Raw genomic sequence first — 21,153 nt, 5'->3', positions numbered from 1 at the left:
GGCGTTCGCACCTCCCGCTCGGGTGGCTGGCGGGGTGATTGTGCGGGAGCGACGGGACTCGACACGCGCGGTGTCGCGGTAGCTCTTCAATTTTTTTCGGGTGTTTTGTGTTGCACCGGAGCGTCTAACACCATGCAAATCTGTCCGATTCGTTCCGATTCTTTCATTTCGATTTGGTGACGCATAAAACCGCCGGGCCTGTTTCTGTTCCTCCTTTTCCTTATTATTGAGAAGTTTGCTAATTCGATGGAATAGCGAGATTTTTTACAACACATCGATTAAAAGTTCAGGTGGCGTGGAATCTCAGCTATCTCGCAGACAGTGGGTCATGCGGGCTTTTCGTTACTCTTCGGGACGTCGGGGGTGACGTCACCTGCACGAAAGTTGCTGTTTATGAGGCGCTTTGATGTGGATTCGATTGCAGTGCGTCGTCGGTTCACGCTGCCCCGGGGTGTGTAGGGATTGGGTAGCGGAGGCGTCAGGGGATGTGGATAATTCTTTTTGTCGCTCCTGTCCGGGGCGGCATTGCGGGAGTCCTTTCAATGATGCGTGGGGGTTTGCTATGCCAAGTCAGGGTGATTTCAGTTTTCTTTCTTTTTCGACCTCGGCGGCGATGCAGGACTGGTGGTTCGTTTTGATGGTGGGTGCGGCTGGGGCATGTTTCGTGGCTTCGTTGTCGGTCATTGAGGCTATGAAAGATGTGTCGATGGAGCGCGTGGGCGCGGCGTTGGGGCGCGTGGCCGTCTCTTTCGTGTTCGGCATTTCGTCGTGGTTGCTGATCGACGCGAGTTTCGTGGAGCAGCCTGCGAAGTCGATCACTCCTCCGGTGGAATTTCCGGCGACAATCGGGGATCTGTTGGCGTTTGCGGTGTTGGTGGTTTTGATGGTCGCGGGTGCGGGGTTGGGGATGCTTTTTGGTGCCGCTTCGCTCGATGTCTGACGGGCTGAGGGTGTGGCGGAGACGTCGTCGAGAGCGACTATCCCCTGCTATTTTGGGTGTATCCGCAGGTCGGCGCTTGATGGGGGAAAAGTTGATGGATAGCTGGAGTCCGGATTTTCGGCCGCGGATGTGGGAGCGGGACAAGGAGCAGTTCGCGGCATGGACGGGAGGTGCTGCGGTTCGTTCTCCGTGGAAGCGTCGCAGGTTCAGGATCTGGCGCGAAGAGCAGCTGTCTAGCAAGTTGCGTTTGGCTCACAAGGCTGAGCAGAAGCGTCGGGCGGATCTGATGGCGAATCCGAGTCCTGAGCTTGTTGCGGCGTATGCGGAGTTGCGGGCTGCGGAGGCGGCGTCCGGTGCGCGGATCGGTTGCGCGCGTGGCGGCGATATGACTGACCCGAAAACCGTTCGCGCTCTTGCTCGGCTGTTGAGCGATGACGCCGAAAAGTTCCAGTAGGAGCAGAGTACGGGCCACATTTATTGTGGTCAGCCCGCTTTTGTCCGGAAGTTTTCAGTCACGCCCGAGGTCGTGGGAGCGTTTCGGTGTCTGGGTCCGCGAGGTTTCCGGCCCGCTCGTCCCTGATTCTCGTGAACCTGTCGGTGGCTGTGACGGGTAGTCGAGTAGGCGGCCGCGCATGAGGTCGCTGAGTTCGTTCGGGTTGTACGGTGCGCGGTTTCCGCTGCGGAGGTGGTCGATCATCGCTTTGTGGTGCTCGGCCACCTCGAGGTGGATGACGTTGCCTTGAGTGCTGGCGAGTGTGGGTGGTTCGGTGTTGTTGCGGTGTACGCCGGGGGCGAGGACGTCGCGGAGCGGTGTGTGGGTTGCTTCCATTGCGACGTAGCGGGCTGCTTGTACTGCGGAGGCGTGGACTTTCTGCCAGTCGATGGTCCAGCCGGAGGATTTGAGGAGTTCGTCGAAAAAGACTCGTTGTGTGCGGGAGTTGCCGTCTCGGAACGGGTGCAGGACGGTGGTTTCGCCCCAGTGGTAGGCGAGTCGGTCGACGGCGCGGTCTTTCGGGAGTCCTTGGGGGAAGTTGTCTTTGGCGATTCCGCGGAAGATGAACGCTGCTTGGTTTTCGATGTGTTCGGGTCGGCAGTGGGGGAGGTTCATGCCGACGGCGCCGGTGTCGCGGGTGCGGAGGGTGCCTGCCCAGTCGTAGACGTCTTGGAGGATGAATTGGTGGATCTTTTTCAGGTGTTCGAAGTCGAAATTACCTGCGATGGGCTGTAATTCGAGTTGCAGGATGCGCTGATACGCCGCTTCGGTTTCGTCCTCGAGGAGTGCTTGCGGGTCGGTGTGCCCGAGTTTGTTGATCAGGACCCCGGTTTCGGGGTCGACGTACGGGTCTTTCAACTGCGGGCAGCTCGGCGGCGGCGGTTTTCGGCGAGGACGAGTGCGACTGCTTCGTCGCCGGTGATTTCTCCGCGTAGTTGCCGTCGTCCGACTTCGATGCCGTATTCGCTGGGTTCCATGCCGGCCATGCGGTGTCCGGCTGTGGCGGCGGCGATGGCTCGGTCGATCTGGGCTTCGGTCATGTGCGACTGTGCGTTGCGTGCAGTGGTCACCGGTGCTCCTTCGTCGACTCGGGCGAGCGTGGCGGTGCGCAGGGGAGCTGCGCACCGTTGTCTATTCTACCTGATTATTGCCTGTTTCCTGCGGTCAACAGGCGTTGTGGGGCGGTGCCTGAACAGGGCGTTTCGGGTTTGGGCTGCGGCGTTGTCGGCGTGTTTCTTCGAGCGCTTGTTGGCGGTGCTGGGTCGACGATCCTGCTGCTGTCGTTTCTCGAATCGATTTCACACCGCTACCGACAGACCCCGGCATGAGTGCCGGCCGTGGATCAGCGGCCTGCTTTCGGCCAGGGCCTGCTCTAACCGAGCGGAATTCGCATCAGCTATATATTCGATCGATACCGACGTGGTGCGCGAGGAGCAAGAGATGCCGGAACCGTTCGCGATCGAGGTTGACTCCTTCTACAACACGATCGTCCTGCGATCACCGGATGACTACGATCCACTCGGGCCGGAGTGGTTTCCCACCGAGCCCCAGTTGGTGAACGGCGGAGCAGGCCGGTTGGTCGTCCACACCGGTGGACGCGGACTCGTGCGCGTAACAGTCACCTACACTGACACGCCCGCCCCGCCACTCGCGGATTCGCTCCTCATGGTGTGGGAGGACATCGCGGAAGCCTCGTTCACGATCGAGAGCGACGCACTCTGCTTCGACGGGTTCTCTGGCGAGATCTCGCAGCCCGTTCCCCATCCCGGGCCAGGCCCGTGCAGAGCGCGGGTATTTGCTCGGGGACGAACCGAGTACTGGGACGCCTACCGGACACCAGAGGCTCAACCGCAGATACGACTCCACGTCCAACTCTGGCCGCAACAACTCGGCGCCCCGCACCTCGTCCAGTACCGAGACCGGTTCACCGGCAACCGTATCCGAACAGACGGCACCATCGAGGAACAGCAGCCCACCGCATAGCCGAAAAACGACTCCCGCCCTGCGTCGCGGATGACTACCTTCCTACGGCGCAGTCCGGCTCTGGCACTGTTACCCGATCCAGGAGTTCTGTGCCGAGTCCGCTTTCGAAGAGCGAGTACGCGCCACGGGGTGCTTCTAGTCTGCAGGGGCAAGGTCTTCGTCGTTGGCGAAGATCAGTCGTCCGTCATCCAGTGCGATCGCCCACCGATGTACCGGAGCCCAGTCCCGCCCTACCGACCCGGAGTCGATGACCATGTCCGCGTAGTCCTCGATCACCACACCCGTGCATGTCACGGCGCCATCAGCATCGGAGTCTGACACCGTGATTCGAACTCGGGCACCTACTGCGGCCACGTCTTTGCTTTTGCCGTTTTTGTCGGTCATCTGCCTGATTCTGGCAGAGCAACTTCGTTCGGGCCCAGCGTCGCATGCTCGGGAAACGCGCGGAGCCGAGTGTGCTGGATGCCGCTGTCTCTCACTGGAGCTGTTACCCAAGTCCGTCCGAGGCCGGCGCAGGAAATGGTCCTGTCGGTGCACGCTCCTACAGTCGGTTCGGGTAACAGTCCGGATCGAGTGCCAGGAGCAGCTGATGACGTTCGTCAACGATGCTCCATCGCCCTTGCCTGGCATGCCCGACAACACTCCCGCGCTGCCGGCGTTCCAGATGACGTTGATCGGGCAGCCCCAGCCTGTACGCATCCCCGAACGTCTGTGGCGTTCCTGGCTCGACGATCCTGCCGTCGTGTCCCGCTTCGAATCCAAACGCTACCGACGGCGAGAGCACTGCTGGCCGTGGATCGGCGGAGTGTCCTCGACCGGGCACGGATCTTTCCGGGCGGCGAGCCTGCCCGGGCCGTCACGACGCGGGACCATGCCGGCGCATCTGTTCGCCTACCAGCTCGAATACGGTGTCATCTCGAGGTTGGGCTGGTCCAACACCGACGATGCGGTGCTGTGCCATCAATGCGACTTCGCCGGCTGCACCAACCCGGCACACATGCAGTTGGGAACCAATCGCAGCAACCGTGGCGAATACGAGCTCCGGCGACGCAACATCGCCAGCCCCCTCGCCGACGTTCGAGGACCCGCGGGTCGCACACGTGCCATCGCCGCCGCGATCCGTACCGGGATCGAACAGAACGTAGGAAGCGACGTCATCGACGAGCGCATCGCCGCGGCCGAGGCTGCAGGACGGCCACTCTCACTCTGGTAGCGACACCGCGACACTCGCGATGCACGTTCAATGCGAATGTATTTCGTTGCTGTACTGCACATTTCGCCCATAACATGACATAATCTATATTATCGGCAACGATTCTTATATCAATTTCAAGTGGATCCCGCTACGTGTGATCGGAGCGCTGGCATCACCGAGGCTGTGGCCGTTGGCGTAGCACCTTCCGATGGTGGCCAGCTTCGAGGGAACCGAAAGCGGCGTATGCCGCCACAACCTGGGCAAGTAGATAAATTTCCGAACATTCGCCGCAGCCGGCACTGTCGGCCCGGCATCAGGACATCCGGCGAATGCGAGCGGCGAACATTGCTCTACATGAATTACCTGGACATGCGAACGCTGTTCATCAATCGAAATAAACTGGATAGCGGCAAGGAAAGACCGTACAAGATCAGCGCGAGTGGCTCGAATCTACCCGATCTTTAAAATGTCTAATTTACCTGAACTTTGATATGTTCAATTTACCTGAACTTTAGCCTAAAAGAGCAAGATAATTACTTTGGGCATGCGTCGTGACATCATTCCCGTCTGTTAGCCTGGCCTACTTACGCCTCTGGGTCGTCCCTGACCTGCATGTTTCAACAAGAAGTCGAACGGTCCGTTTTGTGACCTCGGGCACTGAAGCGGATTTCGTGATGCGCGCACTCTAAGGTTATGTATTAATGTTCCCAGCCGCTCCGGACCGGACGGTAGGCACACGGATTACCGTCCATCCATTCATAGTGCATTGAATCAGGGGGTTGATTCTTTTCGTGACCGGGGATTTGCAATTACATACGATGTCGACTAGTGGTAATGATCTTGCCCTGGTCCTGGGACGTGGGTCCACGGATACTACGACGCCCGACAAGCGCCGGCAATTCTATGTTGCGCGGGACGGTTCCAACAGATTGTGGCCCGCAATCCTGCTCGCGAGAAACGTATTGCGAACCCCATTGCCTGAGCCTCTGGTCAGCGTACTGTGTGAGGATCTACTGTTCGAAATGGCCAAGTCGACGCAGTTGGGTGGTACTCGCAACCCTTGTGTGGTTAGTGCGAATATCGTCGGACTTCTGCATAACAACACTGCCCTCGTGCTTGAGCGGGCGATGGCGATTGTTGATGAGGTTCCAGCAGGCTGCCTGGACCTGGACGTATTGGTGGCCTGCACAGTAATTTCCAACCTGATGTGGTCGACGGGGTCTCTGAACGACAGCATTGAATGGGGACAACGCGCGGTCATAATCGCAGAATCGGCTCCGCCGTCGCCTTGGACTCCGTATCCACTGCTGTCGTATGCCTCCAAACTCGCAGACGACGGCCGGTTCGCGTTGGCGGAGAGCCTGCTGAGCCGGGTCGACAAGCTGGTGCGCGCCGACCATGAACCGTTCGCCGCGACCGCTTGCGCGGGAGTGATCTCGAGCCGGATTCGCTTGCAACAAGGAAGGTTCCAGGAAGCTGAGCGAGAGATAAACAATGCCCTGGTGCTGGCCGCGAGTTCCGGCAATCAATGGATCGAGCCGTTCGCCGCCGGAGTTGCGGCGCTGGTACGGTTGCGTGCCGGTGAGGTCGGTGCAGCCGCGAACCACGTTTGGCGCTCCCGCGCAGAAGCCGCCGAATTTGGCACGGTGTTCCCATCTATCAGATCCGACTGGAGCGAATTCCGGATCGCGTGCGCACAACTCGGCTTCGAACGGGCAAAAACCTTGGCCGCCACCCGGCTGCCCCTGCTGTTGACTTCCAGGCAGCTATTCATCGAAGAAGCCGGTGCAGCACCCTGGTTGGTGCAGTCCGCACTGGACCATGCGGATATTGCGCTAGCCACTGTGGTCTTGGATGCGGTCGAGGAGTTGGCTGCTCGAAATCCCGACTGGCACACCATCCGTCACTCCGCGATTCACGCCAGGGCCTTGATCGGTCGCGATGAACTCAAACTTCGCGACGCCGCGAACTCCTATGCCGACCCGTGGGCTTCTGCACTGGCTCATGAACACCTGGGCCAGTTGCGACAGAAGATGTACGGCGCCCAGCACCGGCTGACCGGAATCAGTATCGCGACCGCGTCCCGGCGATACCGCGAGGCCGGGGCCGCCCAATATGCCGAGCTGATGCTGGGTCGGCACGAAGGAGTGTCGCCAGTGACGGTCGAATCACAATTTGCGGAGGAGTGGGCGGCCCTCACCGACGCACAGCGCACTATCTCGCTCTATGTGAGTCAGGGGATGACGAATGCCCAGATCGCACGGAAGCTGCAATTGTCCACCCACACCGTCAACTACCACTTGCGAAAAGTGTTCGAAAAGTTCGGTATTTGCTCGCGGGTGGAACTAGCGCGAATCGCGGCCACACAACTGTGATTCGTAGGGCGGCTACCACTCAACCGGGTAGGTAGTGGCCGCCCACGCATCGCGCTGCAAAGCTAAAGTCCGCCCGCAGCGGCATTGACAGTAGGTGCCAGCTGATCCTCAATGCCTTCAAAGTTATTGTCGCAGAGCCTATAAAGGTGTGGTCGTACACACATACTCGTGATCGACGAGGCGTATCTGATGTTCACGAACAACTGGAAGCTGTCTGCATATTGACGAATACGTTGACGGATCAGGGCTCTCTGCTTCGGTGTTGCTGGTCGGGCAGTACCGTCTGGCGATCCATGGAACTGGCTGCCTGGAACAGCGAATTGCGTTGCGATACAGATTTCCTCGCCGCGTCTGAGAAGGTCATCGACGTCGCTCGTCGTTGAGCTCGCTGGCCGCGACGACCAGCTGTTCACCGATGTCGCCACGAAGCGCTTCATCGACAAACCTGCGCTCGCCCACCGAGGGCGTCGGAGGCTGACTGGCACCGCGCCGAACACCGGCGACACCTCGCTCTATCAAATCCGTACCGCAACAACGCTCGCCGGGATTTTTCAATGGCCATCATCGGAACCTTCAGCGCTGCGCAACAGTTGGACGCCCGAACTTCGTCGCTACCTGAATGAGTAGTGGTGGGCTTCCTCCCTCACCGGATACATTCGAAACCGACAGTGCGAGAAGAGGTGCTGTGGTGACGCCAACCGATATTGCGGTCAGTGCGTCGCCCGAGTCTGCCCTGGGGTTCAATGCCCGCTCTTGTGTCCGGAACCGTTCAGAAACTACAGCGAAAGAGGGAGCAGTGACGATTGAACTGCAGCGGGCGGTGGACGACCCAATCGTCATCGATGATTTAGAGATCCCCTCGTTCCGGGTGGATCACCGCGCCTACACCGACGACGCCGTGGCCGTGCGCGAGATCGCGAGGATCTTCGATCGCTGCTGGTTGTACGTCGGGCACGAATCGGAGGTGCCCGCGCCGGGTTCCTTCGTATCACGCGATGTCGGCGGGCGCCCGGTGGTCATGGCGCACGGGTCCGACGGGGTGATCCGGGTGTTTGCGAACGCCTGCACTCACCGCGGTGCTTTGATCTGTTCACAGCCGACCGGGCAGGCGAAGTCGTTCCGGTGCCCTTATCACGACTGGACGTTCTCCAATCGGGGTGAATTGACCGGGGTCCCAATGCCGGACGGGTACGGGCCGGGCTTCAAGAAGGCGGACTTCGGCCTGGCACAGCACCACAGTGACAGTTACCGCGGGTTTGTCTTCCTCACCTTCGATCCGGAACAACCGCGCACCTTGACCGAGTACTTAGCGGGAGCCACGGAGTACCTCGATCTGATCGATGACCAGTCCGAGTCCGGGATGGAGGTGATCCAAGGCGCGCAACTGCACGGGGCTCAAGCGAACTGGAAGCTCCTGATGGAGAACAGCGTCGACTTGTATCACTTCAGTGCACTGCACAAACGCTACGTCGGTTACATGGAGTCGCTCGGGGGGAAGGCGCCACGACGACGAGGTGGTTTCGGTCGCGCGCTCGGCCTGGGTCATGGAGCCAACGAGATGCCGCCGGCCGCGGCCCGCCCACTCGCCTACTGGACGCCGATGTTCGGTGACAAGGTCCGGCCGAAAATCGAGGCTATCGCTGCACGTTTCGTCGAGCGGTTCGGCACTGAACACGCCGAACGGATCACCAGTACCAATCGCGCTTTGCTGATTTTCCCGAACTTGATGATTATCGATGGGCAAGCGATCACGATTCGCAAGATCGACCCGGTCGGTGCCGACCGGATGTCTATTACATCGGTTGCATTGGCCCCCAAGGATGAAGATCCGGAGATTCGGGAACTCCGGAAGAGTTCTTATCTCACGTTCCTCGGCCCTGCCGGCTTCGCCACTCCCGACGACATCGAGATCGTCGAGTCGTGCCAGCGAGGCTATCTCAACCGCACGGTGCGCTACTCGGATCTGTCACGCGGTATGAACAAGGAGATTCCCGAGACGACCGATGAGCTTCCTGCTCGCGAATTCTGGCGGCAGTGGGACCGGATGATGCACGGCGACGACGGTCACGTCGAGGTCGCTCACCAGGCCGAGTTGTAAGGGGCAGAACAGCAATGACCAACGAACTGACGGTCGACGATGCAGCCCAGGTGAGACTTTGGCACCAGGTGAGCCAGTTCATTTTCCGTGAGGCCCGACTGCTCGACGAGTGGCGCCTGACGGAGTGGTACGACGAGATGCTGACCGATGACATCCGCTACGTGGTGCCGGCTACAGATGTCCGTGGCGAGTCGGACGAAGCGCTCGGGCTCATCGACGACGATGCAGCCCGACTTCGTCAGCGGATCAAGCAAATCCTCGATGGCGAAGTGTGGTGCGAAAACCCTCGGTCGCGAACGAATCGCATTGTCAGCAACGTGGAAATTTTGGCTGATCAGGGCAGCTACCTCGAGGTTGCGGCGAATGTCGTCGCATACCGCTTCGGGCACCGGCGCTCCGACGTTTACGTCGGAAAATACCGGTTCGAACTCGTCCCTCGAGGCGGATCGTTCCGGATCCGGAAACGGGTCGTGGTGCTCGACCACGAGACATTGTACGAGCACGGCAAGCTCAGCATCGTCCTGTGATGAATCCGAAGGCAGCAGCCAATGTTGACAGCTTCCCAACCGCAGCCAACTTAGCCTCAATATGGAGGAGTTGATCGATGAATCAGCCATCTACCCGGCGTGATCGGGGTGAAGCCATCTTCAAGGAGGTCTTCGGCCGCGAACCGCGCCCAGTGTCTTCCCCGGACTTCACCCAGATCACCGTCGACCACTTGTTCGGTGAAATCTGGGCCCGCCCGCACCTGAGCTTGAAGGAACGCGAACTGATCGCACTAACCGCGGTCACGCTGGCGCGCACCGATTTCGAGCTGCGGGGCCACATCAGCGCCTCCCTGAACCTCGGGATGTCGCGAGAGAAGATCATCGAAGTCATCATTCAGCTCGCCTACTACGGCGGCTGGCCGGTCGCCCACAACGGACTTCGTGTCGCCCACGAGGTCTTCGCCGAGTTGGACAACGTCACCGGAAAGAACACAGACCATGACCGGTGAAACGACCCCGCTCGAGCCGGCAGAGAAGGTCGACCTGTGGCGTCAGCGATACTTCGAGGCCCAGGCCGCCGCGGAAGAGTTCGTTCTGGGAGAGCACGGCGAAGAAGGCCTCTCCGGATGGATCGAGGCGAATTCCCGCATCACCGCGGATTTGCTACGAGTCCAACGGCCCGATGGGGAATCGGCAGCCAATCACTTCATGAACCGGCTGCAACGTCAGCTGTTGCTGTACGACTCGGCAGTGTCCACCGAGGATCAGCCCTCGGGCAGCGTCCTGCGAAACGCCGACTGCGGGATCCTCCGGTACCGGAAAGAAGCTGCACGAGCCGGCGTCGCCCTGACATTCTCGTCACCGTGCCCGTACTGCCAGGAACTCAACACGGCCATCGCCACCCGCTACGTAGAACCGGACATTAAGGTGTCGTGCGAACAGTCGGGCGACGGGTGCACCTGGCGCACAGAGTACCCTTCCGCACCAGCGGAGGACGCGGCTCCGGCCACCGCTCCGGACGAGCTAGTGATTGAACCGACGGGAGTCTAGCTTTCGCCAGTCCCTGCAGAAGGGAGTTAGCTAGCCGCCGAATCGGACATTTTTCGCGATTTTCCGAGCCCCGACCGAAACGCTTTCCGGGACTTCTCCTCGTACTCGTCTATCGGAGTTGATTAGACCATGCCGTTGTCGATGGTTGACAAAATTATCCGACTCTCCCTGATGTCTTTCCCACATCCTCTTGGTGTGGGACAATTTTACCCGGCACTTTCAACGTACAACGTCGAACAGTCATTCTCGCTTGGCGACTTTCGAGACGCAGTCAGTTATTACTTCGACGAGAATCCATTCTTTTCGAAGTGCTATCTGATCGAGCGACAATTCGAGAGTCCGGAAGAATTCCCGATCTCGTCCTTTCAAGAAATCGTGTTCGACGAGTACCCCAATTACTACGACGGCTTCCTGTTGATGTCCGTCACCTACAAGTCGAACCCCGATATTCAGGGCATTTTTACAGTCTTTCCCATGTCGATGAACGACGGCTACAGGTGTTTTCGCTTCCATCAAGCGTTGATGGCCACGATGATGGCGGGCAAGGACCATTTCCGCATTGCAGAGTCGATAGCCGAAATTCAGTTGCAGACCGCTGACCTGGACCAATATCTCCCGGCGAGGAAGCCGTTCATTGATGATGATGAATGCTCGCGAATCATGCCCTGGAAGCTTCGAGAGACCGTCGAACCGGCCCGCAAGATCGGTGCACATCTCGACATGGTCAAAGCGGAATTTCTCAACCGCGCCAGTGAAAACCTTATGGTAATGAAGAACGCCTCGTATGCGTCGAGTCTCCTCTTCGGAAATCATCTCCTGTTCCTGTTTGTTCCGCGCGAGGTCGTTTCTCGCTGCAGTGGAGATCAGATTCGCGACTACTACAAGGAGCTGGCAGTCGAAGCTGAGAAAGCAGTGGCGCAGTTGGAAACCCCAGAGGACTTTGCAAGAGCAGGGGCGGCGTGGTTGCCAGGATTTGCTGCGTACCCCCGTCGATTCGGCGTCAACAACTACGGCGACGTCTCACAATATGACGGGTCGGACTCCGGGTCGGAAAGCGGAATCCTCGTGCAGTATCAGTGGCACATGCCATACATGATCTCGGGTGCAGCGGCCACCGAAGGGTCGGGAATGCACATGACCATCACCATCAAAGATAAGGCGTTCAATTTCCTAACAGAGCGGCGGTAGGAACGATGAAGCCGTCACATCGTCCTGTAAGTAAGAATCGCCTCTCGTAGCTGATGGACACGTTGCTCAAAGCGAGAACCCTTGTGCAGGGTCGACGATGCTGACCGAGCGTGCACTGGGATCGTTTTAGGACGTTAACTCGAAATGCCCTCGACGGCAGCTGGTAATTCCGTCGTGTCCTTGTCGGAGTGTGAACAAATTCTGCGTGCAGGGTGAGCTGTGATGTCAATACCCTAAGTCGGGAGTAGCCATGAAGATGGTCAAATTTTTTGCCAGGATATACCTGCGGAAGACAGAACTTGAAGCATACAAAAAGTTCTACATGGCACTCCAAGGAGTGGACCGTCCACATCACGAATTTTACTACGAGGCGTTTAGGCTCGACCTGGTAGCGATCGGAAACATTATGCTGATCGCGGGAGATAAATCCGATACTGAACAGTTCGAGGCTACCAAGTTGACCTGGGTGGTGGAGGAACTGGACGCTGTGCGCGCATATTTGATCCAGGCTGGGGTCAAGATTATTAACGATGTCAAGGTGGTTCCTTCAGGATACAACATGCGGGCCATGCTTCCGGATGGAACAATCGCCGAATACGTCGAGCATAACGATGACTTCAAGCGGATGATGGCTGGAAACGCCTACGACTGAAAACCCGCATCGATCATGCTAATCCCTTCGATGCGATGGTGACCGCCGACCCTTGGCGGTGCTTCAGTATTACTGCCCAGCCATCCATCCCGCGCACTCGCCGATAAGTCGCTGGTAGAGCCGAGCCGCCGTTGAATAGGACCCCACACATGACCACCGCAGCCAGTCTCGACTCGTGGCATCCCATTTTGGACGACCAGCGCACGATCAGCGTGAGCCCGCTGCGCTCGCCCGCCGAGGTCCGCCAAGTAAACCCGCTGACCAACGCGCTCGCAGACACTGTCCGCCTAGGTCGCAAGGCCACCGTCGACGCGCTGAATGGTGACCACGACCGTCTCATGGTGATCGTCGGCCCGTGCTCAGTTCACGACCCGGTGGCCGCGCTTGAGTACGCCCGCAAGCTCGCCGAGAAGGCCGCCGAGCTGGGCGATTGGCTGCACTTGGTGATGCGCGTGTATTTCGAGAAGCCCCGCACCACACTTGGTTGGAAGGGTCTGATCAACGACCCGCATCTGGACGGCTCGTTCGATGTGAACACCGGCCTCGGCCTCGGCCGCAAGGTTCTGGTCGAGATCACCGCGCTCGGTCTGCCCGTCGCGTGTGAATTCCTCGACCCGATCACCCCGCAATACATCGCTGACCTGGTCTCCTATGGCGCGATCGGGGCGCGGACAGCCGCCAGCCAGGTCCACCGGCAGCTCTCAAGTGGACTGTCGATGCCAGTCGGGATCAAGAACGGCATCGACGGTGACGTGCAGGTCGCGGTTGACGGTGTGCACGCCGCCGCCGCCAGCCACGTCTTCCCCGGCACCGACCTCGACGGCCGCTCCGCGCTGATTCGAACCTCCGGCAACCCCGACTGCCATGTCATCCTGCGCGGCGGCAGCAACGGCACCAACTATGACGAGGCCTCGGTCGCCGAGGCGAAGGCGCGCTTGGAAAAGTCGTCGCTGGCCCCGCGTGTCGTCGTCGACGCCAGCCACGGAAACAGCAACAAAGACCACAACCGGCAGGTTGACGTAGTCGACGACATCGCCACCCGTATCGCCGCGGGTGAGCGAGGGGTGGTCGGCCTGATGCTTGAGTCGTTCCTAGTCGCCGGTCGCCAGGACCTGACCCTGGGTAAGTCAGACAAGCTGGCCTACGGCCAATCGATCAGCGACGCCTGCATCGACTGGGCCACCACCGAAACCCAGCTCGATCGCCTCGCCGCGGCAGTCGAGGCTCGTCGCGGCCGACAACCGACGAGCCCGCCTACCATTGAGGCTGCGCATTCGGATCCAACGCCGAAGCTCAGCGACAAAACTCATTCTGGCCGAAGTGTTGTTGATCGAACGTCGATCTAACCAAACTGAGTGCATGGCAACGACATTCAGAGGCATACACTCGATTGTGACAGTTAGGGCTCAGTGACGACAGCAGCCGTGCAGAATCCGCCGGTCCCCCACACCTGGATGCTCGCCGGAGCCCCCAGGCAGGCCCTCACTCCGCCGGCCAGGAAGCTTGAATGAACACCACCGACACAGGGTTCGCAACGTAGTCCGGTAATGGCTACTGTCCTGCGGTAACTTATTGCCCAGCAGGATATTTGAGTGAACGGACGCGCACGATCAGTGAGCAGGAAGCTCCTACAACCAACCTCGGAGCATTCGTGTCCGCGCAACAAATCTGCCCTGGTGCCGTCGATGCCACCGAGTCGGGCAGTCTTAGTCTGACCTTACGATGATCATCGAGTAAAGGAGAGTCGTGACCCAGGCTCGGGAAACACTAGGCGCCAAACTCAATGGAACACAAACACAGTCGAATGCGTCCCCGGGCGAAACCACTCACGAGTGGTTTCCTCGACGCCATCACATGTTGCCGGTGATCCTGGTCGCGATGTTCATGGCGCAGTTCGACCTATATGTGGTCAATGTTGCATTGCCAGTCTTGCAGCACGATCTGAATGCGAGCGACGCGGCGCTGCAGTTGATCGTCAGCGGGTACGCATTTACCTACGCCGCCGGACTCATCACCGGTGGCCGGCTGGGCGACATCATCGGACACCGTCGAATGTTTGTCATTGGCATGGCAAGTTTCGGTGTCGCGTCGCTACTGTGCGGTGTGAGCACTTCAGGGGCCATGCTCGTTTGGTTCCGTCTCTTACAGGGCGTGACTGCGGCTGCGATGATGCCACAGGTACTGGCGTTGATCACCTCGTCCTTCCCGCCAGCCGAGCGGCCGAAGGCGCTGTCCTGGTTCGGGTTCACAATCGGAGTAGGCGCGGTTGCCGGGCAGGTCATAGGCGGGATGCTTCTACAAGCGAATATCGCCGGTCTTGGGTGGCGAGTCATTTTCTTCGTCAACGTCCCAATCGCGATCGTCACGGTGGCGCTCGCACTGCGGAGCTTGCCGCTACACGAGAGCAGTAGGCGCGCTCGACTCGACATTCCGGGTGCCGTGGGCGTGACCGCCAGTCTGGGGCTGCTGCTGTTCCCGCTGATCGTCGGTCGTTCGCAGGGCTGGCCGTGGTGGTCTTGGGCGATGCTGATCGGGTCGGTCCCGGTTATGGTTGCCGCCCTCGCGTGGGAGCAGCGGCTCCAGCACTCCGGCGGAACACCAATCTTGTCGCTTCAACTGTTCGCCGAGAAGGCATTCAACCTCGGGTTGTTCCTCTCAGTCGTCTTGCTTTCTGCCTTCTTCAGCTTCATCTTCTGTGTGACCTTGGTTTTACAGGACGGGATCGGTCTGGACCCCTTACATGCCGGTTTGACGTTTGGGCCGCTTGGTATTGGCTTCGCTGCTGCATCCATCGTTGCCCGACCGTATGTACAGAAATACGGTGCACGTGCCATAGTCGTCGGCACCGTACTCGTCATCGTCGCATTCGCGACGGTGATCGTTCTCGCTAGTGCACGGTTGGAGAGTCTGACCGCCGTGGAGCTTGCGATTCCGATGATGTTTGTCGGAATCGGGAACGGGATTGCGGTCCCGACAGTGACTGGGCAGGTGCTCGCCCGGATCCGCCCGACTTACGCGGGCGCGGCTTCCGGTGTCCTCACCACCGTCCAGCAGTTCTCCAGCACGATCGGAATCGCTGGCATCGGTGGCGTGTTCTTCGCCGTACTCGGTTCCCGAGGGCAACCCGCCGACTACGCGTCTTCGCTGGTTGCCTCCAGTATCTGCAGCCTTGTGCTCGTCGCGGTCGCGGCGCTGCTTTCGCTGTGGTTGGTGCGGGTCACACGTTCTGCAACGGTCTGAGGGCATTCCGTTCGGCCGCCGCGCTCGGTTCGATGTGCGAGTAGTCCGGAACTCACACCGTTACGTTCGCCGGTCGACGGCAGCAGCGCATCAGAGGTTCCTTCGGCGATAGTCTGCTGCAGATGGTCGATCTGAGTTCTTGCTTGGCCGGCGGCCCGCACAGCCGGCAGTTGTCACTGCCGAGCTACTCGGGCGGCACACGGGCCTAAGAAGATCATGAACATAGTTCTGTCGTAAGACATGGTGTCACTCGACAACGGTACGGAAAATCTAGTTGTCGTACTGTTTGCCCAGCTCAGTGGATCTATCGCGAGCGGCCTCGATCGCCGCAAATAGGGCGGCACGGACTCCGTGATTTTCCAACTCACGAATTGCGCTGATCGTCGTCCCTGCGGGCGAAGTGACCGCTTCCCGCAAAATGATCGGATGCTCTCCCGACTCGTCGAGCATCTTCGCTGATCCCACAGCCGACTGAATGATCAGCTTTTTAGCGACTCCTCGCGGCAGACCGAGCAGGATGCCGGCGTCGATCATAGCTTCGACGAGGTAGAAAAAGTACGCCGGCCCTGACCCGGAAAGCGCCGTGACGGCGTCGAGTTGTGGCTCGGCTAGCTCTATAACTTCGCCGACGTACTCGAACATCGTCTTGACGGTGGCCACATGTTCGGCGGTGGCGTGCTGGCCGATGGCAACAACGCTCATCGCCTCGCCGACCATCATCAGGGTGTTCGGCATGACCCGGACGACTGGCACGTCGCCAAGGCGTCGTTCAAACAGCGCTGTCGGCAGGCCGGCGCACACGGTCACCACCAGTTTGTGGGCTGCCATCCCGGCGCTCAGCTCTTCGAGCATCGCGTCGATGTCTTGCGGTTTCACGGACACGACCAGCACGTCCGCTTGATCGACGGCTACCCACGTCTCGACGGATTTCACGCCGTACTCGTCGGTCAGCTGCAGCGCACGGTCGGCGCGACGCGCGGTAAACAGGAGCTCTTCGGGCTTGTGCCCACCGCGCAGTAGACCCGCTATAAGGGCCTCCCCGATCTTTCCCGCGCCCAGTACCGCTATCACCATTCCATCAAGCGTGTATTCCGCTTCGACGAGACGCGGATCGTTACACCCCTCAGGGGATTCGGAACCTGTTGTCTTACTTCCGCTATCGAGATCTAGATCAGATGTGGTCATGTATGCCCTCTCGTCTGTTTCAGCTCCGCGCATCCAAGGTCCCGAAGCTATCTAGGTGTTGTGATGCTAGTTCGGCGAGTCCGCGGGCGATTGCTTCGCCTCCGGCGATCTCGCTGGTGAGGAGGCGATGAGTGTGCCGTGCGGGTCCGACAGGGATTGCAGTTTTGAGGGGTCAGAACAGGGCGTTTTGCGCGTCGTGGGCTGCTGTGTCGGTGCGTTTCTCGTAGGCGGCCGCGAGGGTTTGCGCTGTTGCCTGGCTGCATCCCATTTCGATGCCGATGTCTTCCCAGCTGGCTCCGTGGTCGTGCAGTTGCCAGGCGTCGTGTTCGTCGTCGCTCATCACTGGTGTTCACCTTTCACTGAGGGTGTGTGGCGGAGTTTGCAGGCTGCGATGAAGTAGTGAAGTGCCAACGCGGCCAACCCTGCTCCGGCCAGTACCGCGAGGACGGGGCCGTCGGTGGTGCCGGTGATGGCGACGGACAGGACGAATACTGCTAGCGCCAGGTAGAGGATCCCGATAACGATGTTGGCGATGAAATGTGTTGATCTGGCACGGTGTTTCGGCTGCGACTGGGTGTCGGTCATGGGCGGCCTTCGCGGATTGCGGCGAGGCGTTGGGAGGCTGCACGGCGTTCGCGGCCGATGCTGAGCAGGTGCTCGAACAGTTGGTCTTCGGGGAGCTCTTCGGCGGCTTGGGCGAGGGATCGTGCTGCTTCGCGGAATCCGCGGCGGTATGCCTGGGTGAGAACGGCGGCGATGTTGTACTCGAGTTCAGCGGACGGGACGCCGATGGTGGTGATGTCGGTGAGCGCTTTGGTGAGCTGTTTCCCGAGGTGACCGCTGGTGCGGCCTTCCTGCTGCAAGGTAGTGAAGACGTGGGCACTGTTGTGAGGTTTGCCGGCCTCGACAAGTTCCGAGATCGCGGTGAACAGTGCCGCGTTCACGGGTCGGTAGAAGTCGGCGCTGGTCAAGGCTGCGACGGCACGTTTCGCGCTCTCGGCCGGCGCCCAGAGCAGCGAGCACAGGAGTTGAGCCTCGACGTCGAGGGCGGTGCTGTACTCGTCGATCTCGCCTTCGTTGTCGGTGAGGTCATCGAAGTCAGGGGCGGTGGCCAGTGAGAGTGTCACGTCGGGGTCCTTGCTGTCGCCGGTGGGCATGAAAGGTCAGGGTCGCGGTGAGGTGAGTTGCCGGTGACTGCGCAGGATCTCGGCGGCCGCGCGGAGGTTGCGGGCAGCCTCGGCGAGATGAGTTGCGATGTCCTGGTCATGGGCGGAAACATCTCCGGCGGTGTCCGTGCCGGGGGCGGTGTAGAGGGTGTGCAGTTCTTCGCGTGCATCACTGATTCCGGCGAGGGAGTCGTCGAGGGCTGCGAGCATGGTGCGGAGTTTGCGATCGACGGATTCGCTGTCGCGGCGGAGCTCGGCGTCGAGTGCGCGGTCGACGAAGTCTGCATCGGGAGTGAAGGTGAATGCTGCTGCGGTCATGGTGTCCTCGCTTCGCTGGTGAAAGTGTGTGGTCAGGCGGCCGGGGTGAGCTTGGAGATTTCGTCGGGACGGAATCCACTCCAGTGGTTTTCTCCTGCGACGACGACGGGGGCTTGCAGGTATCCCAGGCTCATGACGTAATCGCGGGCCTGTGCGTTTTCGGTGATGTCGATGACGTCGTATTCGATTCCCGCTTTGTCGAGTGCGCGGTACGTGGCATTGCATTGCACACATGCGGGCTTGGTATATACGGTGATCGCCATTATCATTCCCCCTCGTCGATGATTCTTTATTGATTTCATTCTATCGAACATTGCAATATAAACCAATACTTTCGTGGGTATTTCTTCGATTAGTTTCCGCTTTAGTTAATGGCATCTTCAATCATTTTCCGCATTCTTTCACTAATACCAAACCGTGACGTACACAGCTACCTGCATGCGTTCTACCTGCACTTTCTCCCCTCTCCCCGGTATGTGCCGATATTCTGGTCTCGGCGGGAGTGGGTCAAGGTGAGCGTAGGAAGAAATATCGTAGCGCCTTTGTTCGAGCGTGCGAGTGGCGCGTGTGGATATTATTTCTGGAGCGGCCTTGATGCGCGAGCGTCGGGATAGAAGAATGTTCACACCGGGGCGGGTAGGTTCTTATCCTTGCGCTTTTATCGTGGTTCGTGGCCGGCGGCCGGGCGCTTTCTCGAGTGTCTGTGGTGGTGTCCGCATTCCGCCCTTCCGGTCCGCCGGTGGATCTGACCGCCAGCCGGGGGCGGAAGGTCCGGGGCGGAAGGGCGGACGATCCCCAACCCTTTCGGGCTGGGGATCGCCGCAACATCGGGTCAGTCGATCGCGACCTCGTCGAATGTGAGCTGTCCGGTGATGATTTCCTCAACGGCTGCGAGGGTGTAGCCCTGTTCCATCAGGAAACTGAGGTACTGGTCGGCGTTCTTGGGCTTGGATCGCCATGCGTCTTTGACCATGCGGGACTCTTGCGCGGCGATCACCAGCGCGAGGAGCAGCACCTGAGCGCGAGCCTCGGACACCTTCCCCACTTGCTCGGCCAACTCTCGGCCGGGGTAATAGCCCTTGAATCCGAGCAGCTCACCGAGTGATTCCGCTGCCTTGTATTCCGAGATCAGTCCGGGATCGCGGGCGAGGGTGGTCGCGACGTAGGCCGCTGCCGTTTTCGGTGGGGTCTTGCGGGCGAGCAAGGTTGTGCGCAGGAACTCACGGCGGACGGTGGTCGCGGCCTCGGCCTGCTTGTTCAGCTCGCGGACTCGTCGGCGTTCCTGCTTGTTCTTCGCTTCCTGCTCGCGCACTGCCCGAGCTGCCTCGGCAGGGTCGTTTCCGCTGGCGGCGGCGGGAACCGCGTCGATGATCGGTCGCGGCTCGAGTCCTGCGCCTTCCTGGTCGATGCACCAGTATTCCGGGAGGTACTCGGGCCGGTAGTCGACGGTGTTGGCGTGCCGTAGCCCTTCGTCGGGTACGGCGGAATCGTCGTCCTCGGTGTCCCAATCGACGTCGTCGTAATCGACGCGCTCGCCGGTCGCTTTGTCGAAAAACGCGTCGTTCAATCCCAGGAACACTGCCCAGAACTGCGGGGCTGCGTCGATCATCTCTTGGGTGACCTCGTCGCCGTCTGTGGTGACCAGGTCGGATGGGGACGGCACCTCCTCCCCGAAACTGATGTGATCGTGCGGAAGGATCGTAAATCCCTTCTCCTCGAACGGGGCTGCGGCGCGGGCGTATGCCTCCCGTTCTTCGCGCAACCCGCGTAGTCGCTCCGCTACGTGGTCGAAGTTGTAAGGCCTGGTGGTCAGGAGCTTTTCGACGGCGTCGGTGTCTCCGGCTTCCTCGAACTCGGCCACGACTGCCGCGTGTGCGAGGTCGAGCTGTCCGGCGTCGAGGGCGGCGCGGGCTGACTCGGCTTTTCCTACCGCTGCTTGGGCTTTCACGTCCTTTTTGTCCATCGCGAGGGTCTTGGACACCTTCGTGATGGATGCGCCGAATTCGAGCATCTGCGCAACTCCTCGGGTGTGCTGCGCTGCGGTCAGCCCTTCGCGGTGCCGGTTGGCGGTGATCTGCTTGCCGATCCGGTCGATGGTGCGGGCCTTGTCGCTGCCTGCGGTGTCGGGGTAGATCACGACAGGGATGCTGGTCAGGCCGGTTTCGCGGGCGGCGAGGGTGCGGCGCTGTCCGTCGCGGACGACGATCGTTCCGTCTGCGGTCCGGACGGCGCTGATCGCTTCGAGTACTCCGTTTTCGCGGATGGATTCGACAAAGTCGGGGGTCTGCGCCAGATCGACGCTGTCGCGGACGTTCTCGCCGATGTCGAGGGCGTCGGGGTGCAGCTGCGCGACCTCGAGTGCTGCGGGGGCGGTGTGTGTTGCGGTCATGGTGTTGCCTCTCGTAGACTTCGGGACACGACACCGGGCAGGTAACAGCTGCCCGGTGTTGTGTTGTTTCCGTAGGGTTTTCGGTCTCAAGCGGTGGCCGGTTCCAAGATCACTTGATCGGCCGTGGGGTGGCGCTCTCGGCAGCTATCGGCCTCGATGTGTGCGTCCATCAGGTCGGAGGCGTGGCCGTGGTAGTCGAGCGCGATGAGCAACTCCACGAACACGTCGATTTCCGAGCAGCAGTTGTGCTCGACGACGCTGGCGAGATACTCGGCTGTCTCGAACAACTTCGCCCACGCATCCGCTTTCTCGCAGATGTTGTGCAGGTCGTATCCGTACATCGTTTTCTCCTTCGGTCGGGCGGTTGTGGTCGGTCATGCTGCGCGTCCTTGC

The 21,153-nt window shown here is 60.1% G+C and carries 24 protein-coding genes; 13 read left to right on the top strand and 11 right to left on the bottom strand.

The window, feature by feature from the left end; translation table 11 throughout:
- Positions 1 to 562 precede the first annotated feature (562 nt).
- Positions 563 to 940, top strand: coding sequence for a hypothetical protein (locus QMA15_RS31400; protein ID WP_290288793.1), 378 nt, complete (start codon positions 563 to 565; stop codon positions 938 to 940).
- Between the two features lie 94 nt (positions 941 to 1,034).
- Complete coding sequence (locus QMA15_RS31395) at positions 1,035 to 1,394, top strand: hypothetical protein (protein ID WP_290288790.1); 360 nt, start codon at positions 1,035 to 1,037, stop codon at positions 1,392 to 1,394.
- 54 nt (positions 1,395 to 1,448) lie between these two features.
- Here QMA15_RS31395 and QMA15_RS31390 read toward each other — a convergent pair whose 3' ends face one another.
- Both QMA15_RS31390 and QMA15_RS31385 read right to left on the bottom strand, forming a co-directional pair.
- Entirely contained in the window at positions 1,449 to 2,291 is an 843-nt protein-coding gene (locus tag QMA15_RS31390) for a Fic family protein (protein ID WP_290288787.1), read from the bottom strand.
- The gene (locus QMA15_RS31385) at positions 2,288 to 2,503 is read right to left on the bottom strand and encodes an antitoxin VbhA family protein (RefSeq protein WP_007734780.1); all 216 of its coding nucleotides are present in this window, start codon (positions 2,501 to 2,503) and stop codon (positions 2,288 to 2,290) included. Before QMA15_RS31385 ends, QMA15_RS31390 begins: the two co-directional genes overlap by 4 nt.
- A 370-nt stretch (positions 2,504 to 2,873) precedes the next feature.
- On the opposite strand from QMA15_RS31385, the gene QMA15_RS31380 reads away from it, so the two are divergent.
- Positions 2,874 to 3,416 carry a hypothetical protein gene (locus QMA15_RS31380; RefSeq protein WP_290288781.1) on the top strand — a complete coding sequence of 181 codons (543 nt, stop codon included), beginning with the start codon at positions 2,874 to 2,876 and terminating at the stop codon, positions 3,414 to 3,416.
- 135 nt (positions 3,417 to 3,551) lie between these two features.
- Here QMA15_RS31380 and QMA15_RS31375 read toward each other — a convergent pair whose 3' ends face one another.
- Positions 3,552 to 3,800 (bottom strand): hypothetical protein, encoded by a 249-nt coding sequence (locus QMA15_RS31375; protein WP_192713390.1) that lies wholly within the window; start codon positions 3,798 to 3,800, stop codon positions 3,552 to 3,554.
- A 205-nt stretch (positions 3,801 to 4,005) separates the two neighbouring features.
- Between QMA15_RS31375 and QMA15_RS31370 the strand changes: the two genes are divergently transcribed.
- The 10 genes from QMA15_RS31370 (at position 4,006) to QMA15_RS31325 (ending at position 15,702) form a co-directional block, all read left to right on the top strand.
- A complete protein-coding gene (locus tag QMA15_RS31370; protein WP_290288778.1) occupies positions 4,006 to 4,629 on the top strand; it encodes a hypothetical protein in 624 nt (207 codons plus the stop codon).
- A 1,004-nt stretch (positions 4,630 to 5,633) separates the two neighbouring features.
- Entirely contained in the window at positions 5,634 to 6,986 is a 1,353-nt protein-coding gene (locus QMA15_RS31365; protein WP_290288775.1) for a helix-turn-helix transcriptional regulator, read from the top strand.
- A 796-nt stretch (positions 6,987 to 7,782) separates the two neighbouring features.
- The gene (locus QMA15_RS31360) at positions 7,783 to 9,084 is read left to right on the top strand and encodes an aromatic ring-hydroxylating dioxygenase subunit alpha (protein WP_228233162.1); all 1,302 of its coding nucleotides are present in this window, start codon (positions 7,783 to 7,785) and stop codon (positions 9,082 to 9,084) included.
- A 14-nt stretch (positions 9,085 to 9,098) separates the two neighbouring features.
- Positions 9,099 to 9,611 carry an aromatic-ring-hydroxylating dioxygenase subunit beta gene (locus QMA15_RS31355; RefSeq protein ID WP_076948865.1) on the top strand — a complete coding sequence of 171 codons (513 nt, stop codon included), beginning with the start codon at positions 9,099 to 9,101 and terminating at the stop codon, positions 9,609 to 9,611.
- 77 nt (positions 9,612 to 9,688) lie between these two features.
- The gene (locus QMA15_RS31350) at positions 9,689 to 10,081 is read left to right on the top strand and encodes a carboxymuconolactone decarboxylase family protein (protein WP_081559503.1); all 393 of its coding nucleotides are present in this window, start codon (positions 9,689 to 9,691) and stop codon (positions 10,079 to 10,081) included.
- Positions 10,071 to 10,622 (top strand): hypothetical protein, encoded by a 552-nt coding sequence (locus tag QMA15_RS31345; protein WP_290288759.1) that lies wholly within the window; start codon positions 10,071 to 10,073, stop codon positions 10,620 to 10,622. Before QMA15_RS31350 ends, QMA15_RS31345 begins: the two co-directional genes overlap by 11 nt.
- A gap of 129 nt (positions 10,623 to 10,751) precedes the next feature.
- On the top strand, positions 10,752 to 11,810 hold the full coding sequence (locus tag QMA15_RS31340) for a hypothetical protein (RefSeq protein ID WP_290288756.1): 1,059 nt from the start codon (positions 10,752 to 10,754) through the stop codon (positions 11,808 to 11,810).
- A gap of 250 nt (positions 11,811 to 12,060) precedes the next feature.
- Complete coding sequence (locus QMA15_RS31335; RefSeq protein ID WP_290288754.1) at positions 12,061 to 12,462, top strand: hypothetical protein; 402 nt, start codon at positions 12,061 to 12,063, stop codon at positions 12,460 to 12,462.
- A 149-nt stretch (positions 12,463 to 12,611) separates the two neighbouring features.
- Positions 12,612 to 13,808, top strand: coding sequence for a 3-deoxy-7-phosphoheptulonate synthase (locus tag QMA15_RS31330; protein WP_290288752.1), 1,197 nt, complete (start codon positions 12,612 to 12,614; stop codon positions 13,806 to 13,808).
- Positions 13,809 to 14,208: 400 nt separating this feature from the next.
- A complete protein-coding gene (locus tag QMA15_RS31325; RefSeq protein WP_290288748.1) occupies positions 14,209 to 15,702 on the top strand; it encodes an MFS transporter in 1,494 nt (497 codons plus the stop codon).
- 270 nt (positions 15,703 to 15,972) lie between these two features.
- Here the strand turns inward: QMA15_RS31325 and proC are convergent, their stop codons facing one another.
- The 8 genes from proC to QMA15_RS31285 all read right to left on the bottom strand — a co-directional run bounded on the left by proC (position 15,973) and on the right by QMA15_RS31285 (position 21,101).
- Positions 15,973 to 16,776 (bottom strand): pyrroline-5-carboxylate reductase, encoded by an 804-nt coding sequence (gene proC / locus QMA15_RS31320; RefSeq protein WP_290288746.1) that lies wholly within the window; start codon positions 16,774 to 16,776, stop codon positions 15,973 to 15,975.
- Between the two features lie 283 nt (positions 16,777 to 17,059).
- The gene (locus QMA15_RS31315; RefSeq protein ID WP_290288743.1) at positions 17,060 to 17,227 is read right to left on the bottom strand and encodes a hypothetical protein; all 168 of its coding nucleotides are present in this window, start codon (positions 17,225 to 17,227) and stop codon (positions 17,060 to 17,062) included.
- Positions 17,227 to 17,472: a hypothetical protein gene (locus QMA15_RS31310; protein ID WP_290288741.1), complete on the bottom strand. Its 246-nt coding sequence runs from the start codon at positions 17,470 to 17,472 to the stop codon at positions 17,227 to 17,229. Before QMA15_RS31310 ends, QMA15_RS31315 begins: the two co-directional genes overlap by 1 nt.
- Positions 17,469 to 18,044, bottom strand: coding sequence for a DnaB-like helicase N-terminal domain-containing protein (locus QMA15_RS31305; RefSeq protein ID WP_290288739.1), 576 nt, complete (start codon positions 18,042 to 18,044; stop codon positions 17,469 to 17,471). Before QMA15_RS31305 ends, QMA15_RS31310 begins: the two co-directional genes overlap by 4 nt.
- A gap of 6 nt (positions 18,045 to 18,050) precedes the next feature.
- The gene (locus QMA15_RS31300; RefSeq protein WP_021334485.1) at positions 18,051 to 18,371 is read right to left on the bottom strand and encodes a hypothetical protein; all 321 of its coding nucleotides are present in this window, start codon (positions 18,369 to 18,371) and stop codon (positions 18,051 to 18,053) included.
- 32 nt (positions 18,372 to 18,403) lie between these two features.
- Positions 18,404 to 18,634: a glutaredoxin-like protein NrdH gene (nrdH, locus tag QMA15_RS31295; RefSeq protein WP_042925377.1), complete on the bottom strand. Its 231-nt coding sequence runs from the start codon at positions 18,632 to 18,634 to the stop codon at positions 18,404 to 18,406.
- 569 nt (positions 18,635 to 19,203) lie between these two features.
- Positions 19,204 to 20,760, bottom strand: coding sequence for a ParB N-terminal domain-containing protein (locus tag QMA15_RS31290; RefSeq protein ID WP_290288731.1), 1,557 nt, complete (start codon positions 20,758 to 20,760; stop codon positions 19,204 to 19,206).
- Positions 20,761 to 20,846: 86 nt separating this feature from the next.
- On the bottom strand, positions 20,847 to 21,101 hold the full coding sequence (locus QMA15_RS31285) for a hypothetical protein (protein WP_021334482.1): 255 nt from the start codon (positions 21,099 to 21,101) through the stop codon (positions 20,847 to 20,849).
- Positions 21,102 to 21,153 lie beyond the last annotated feature (52 nt).

The sequence above is a fragment of the Rhodococcus sp. APC 3903 genome, from assembly GCF_030407755.1.
GTDB classification, from domain to species: domain Bacteria; phylum Actinomycetota; class Actinomycetes; order Mycobacteriales; family Mycobacteriaceae; genus Rhodococcus_F; species Rhodococcus_F erythropolis.
Note: the sequence above shows the minus strand (reverse complement) of the source record. Positions and strands in the feature narration are given on the sequence as shown.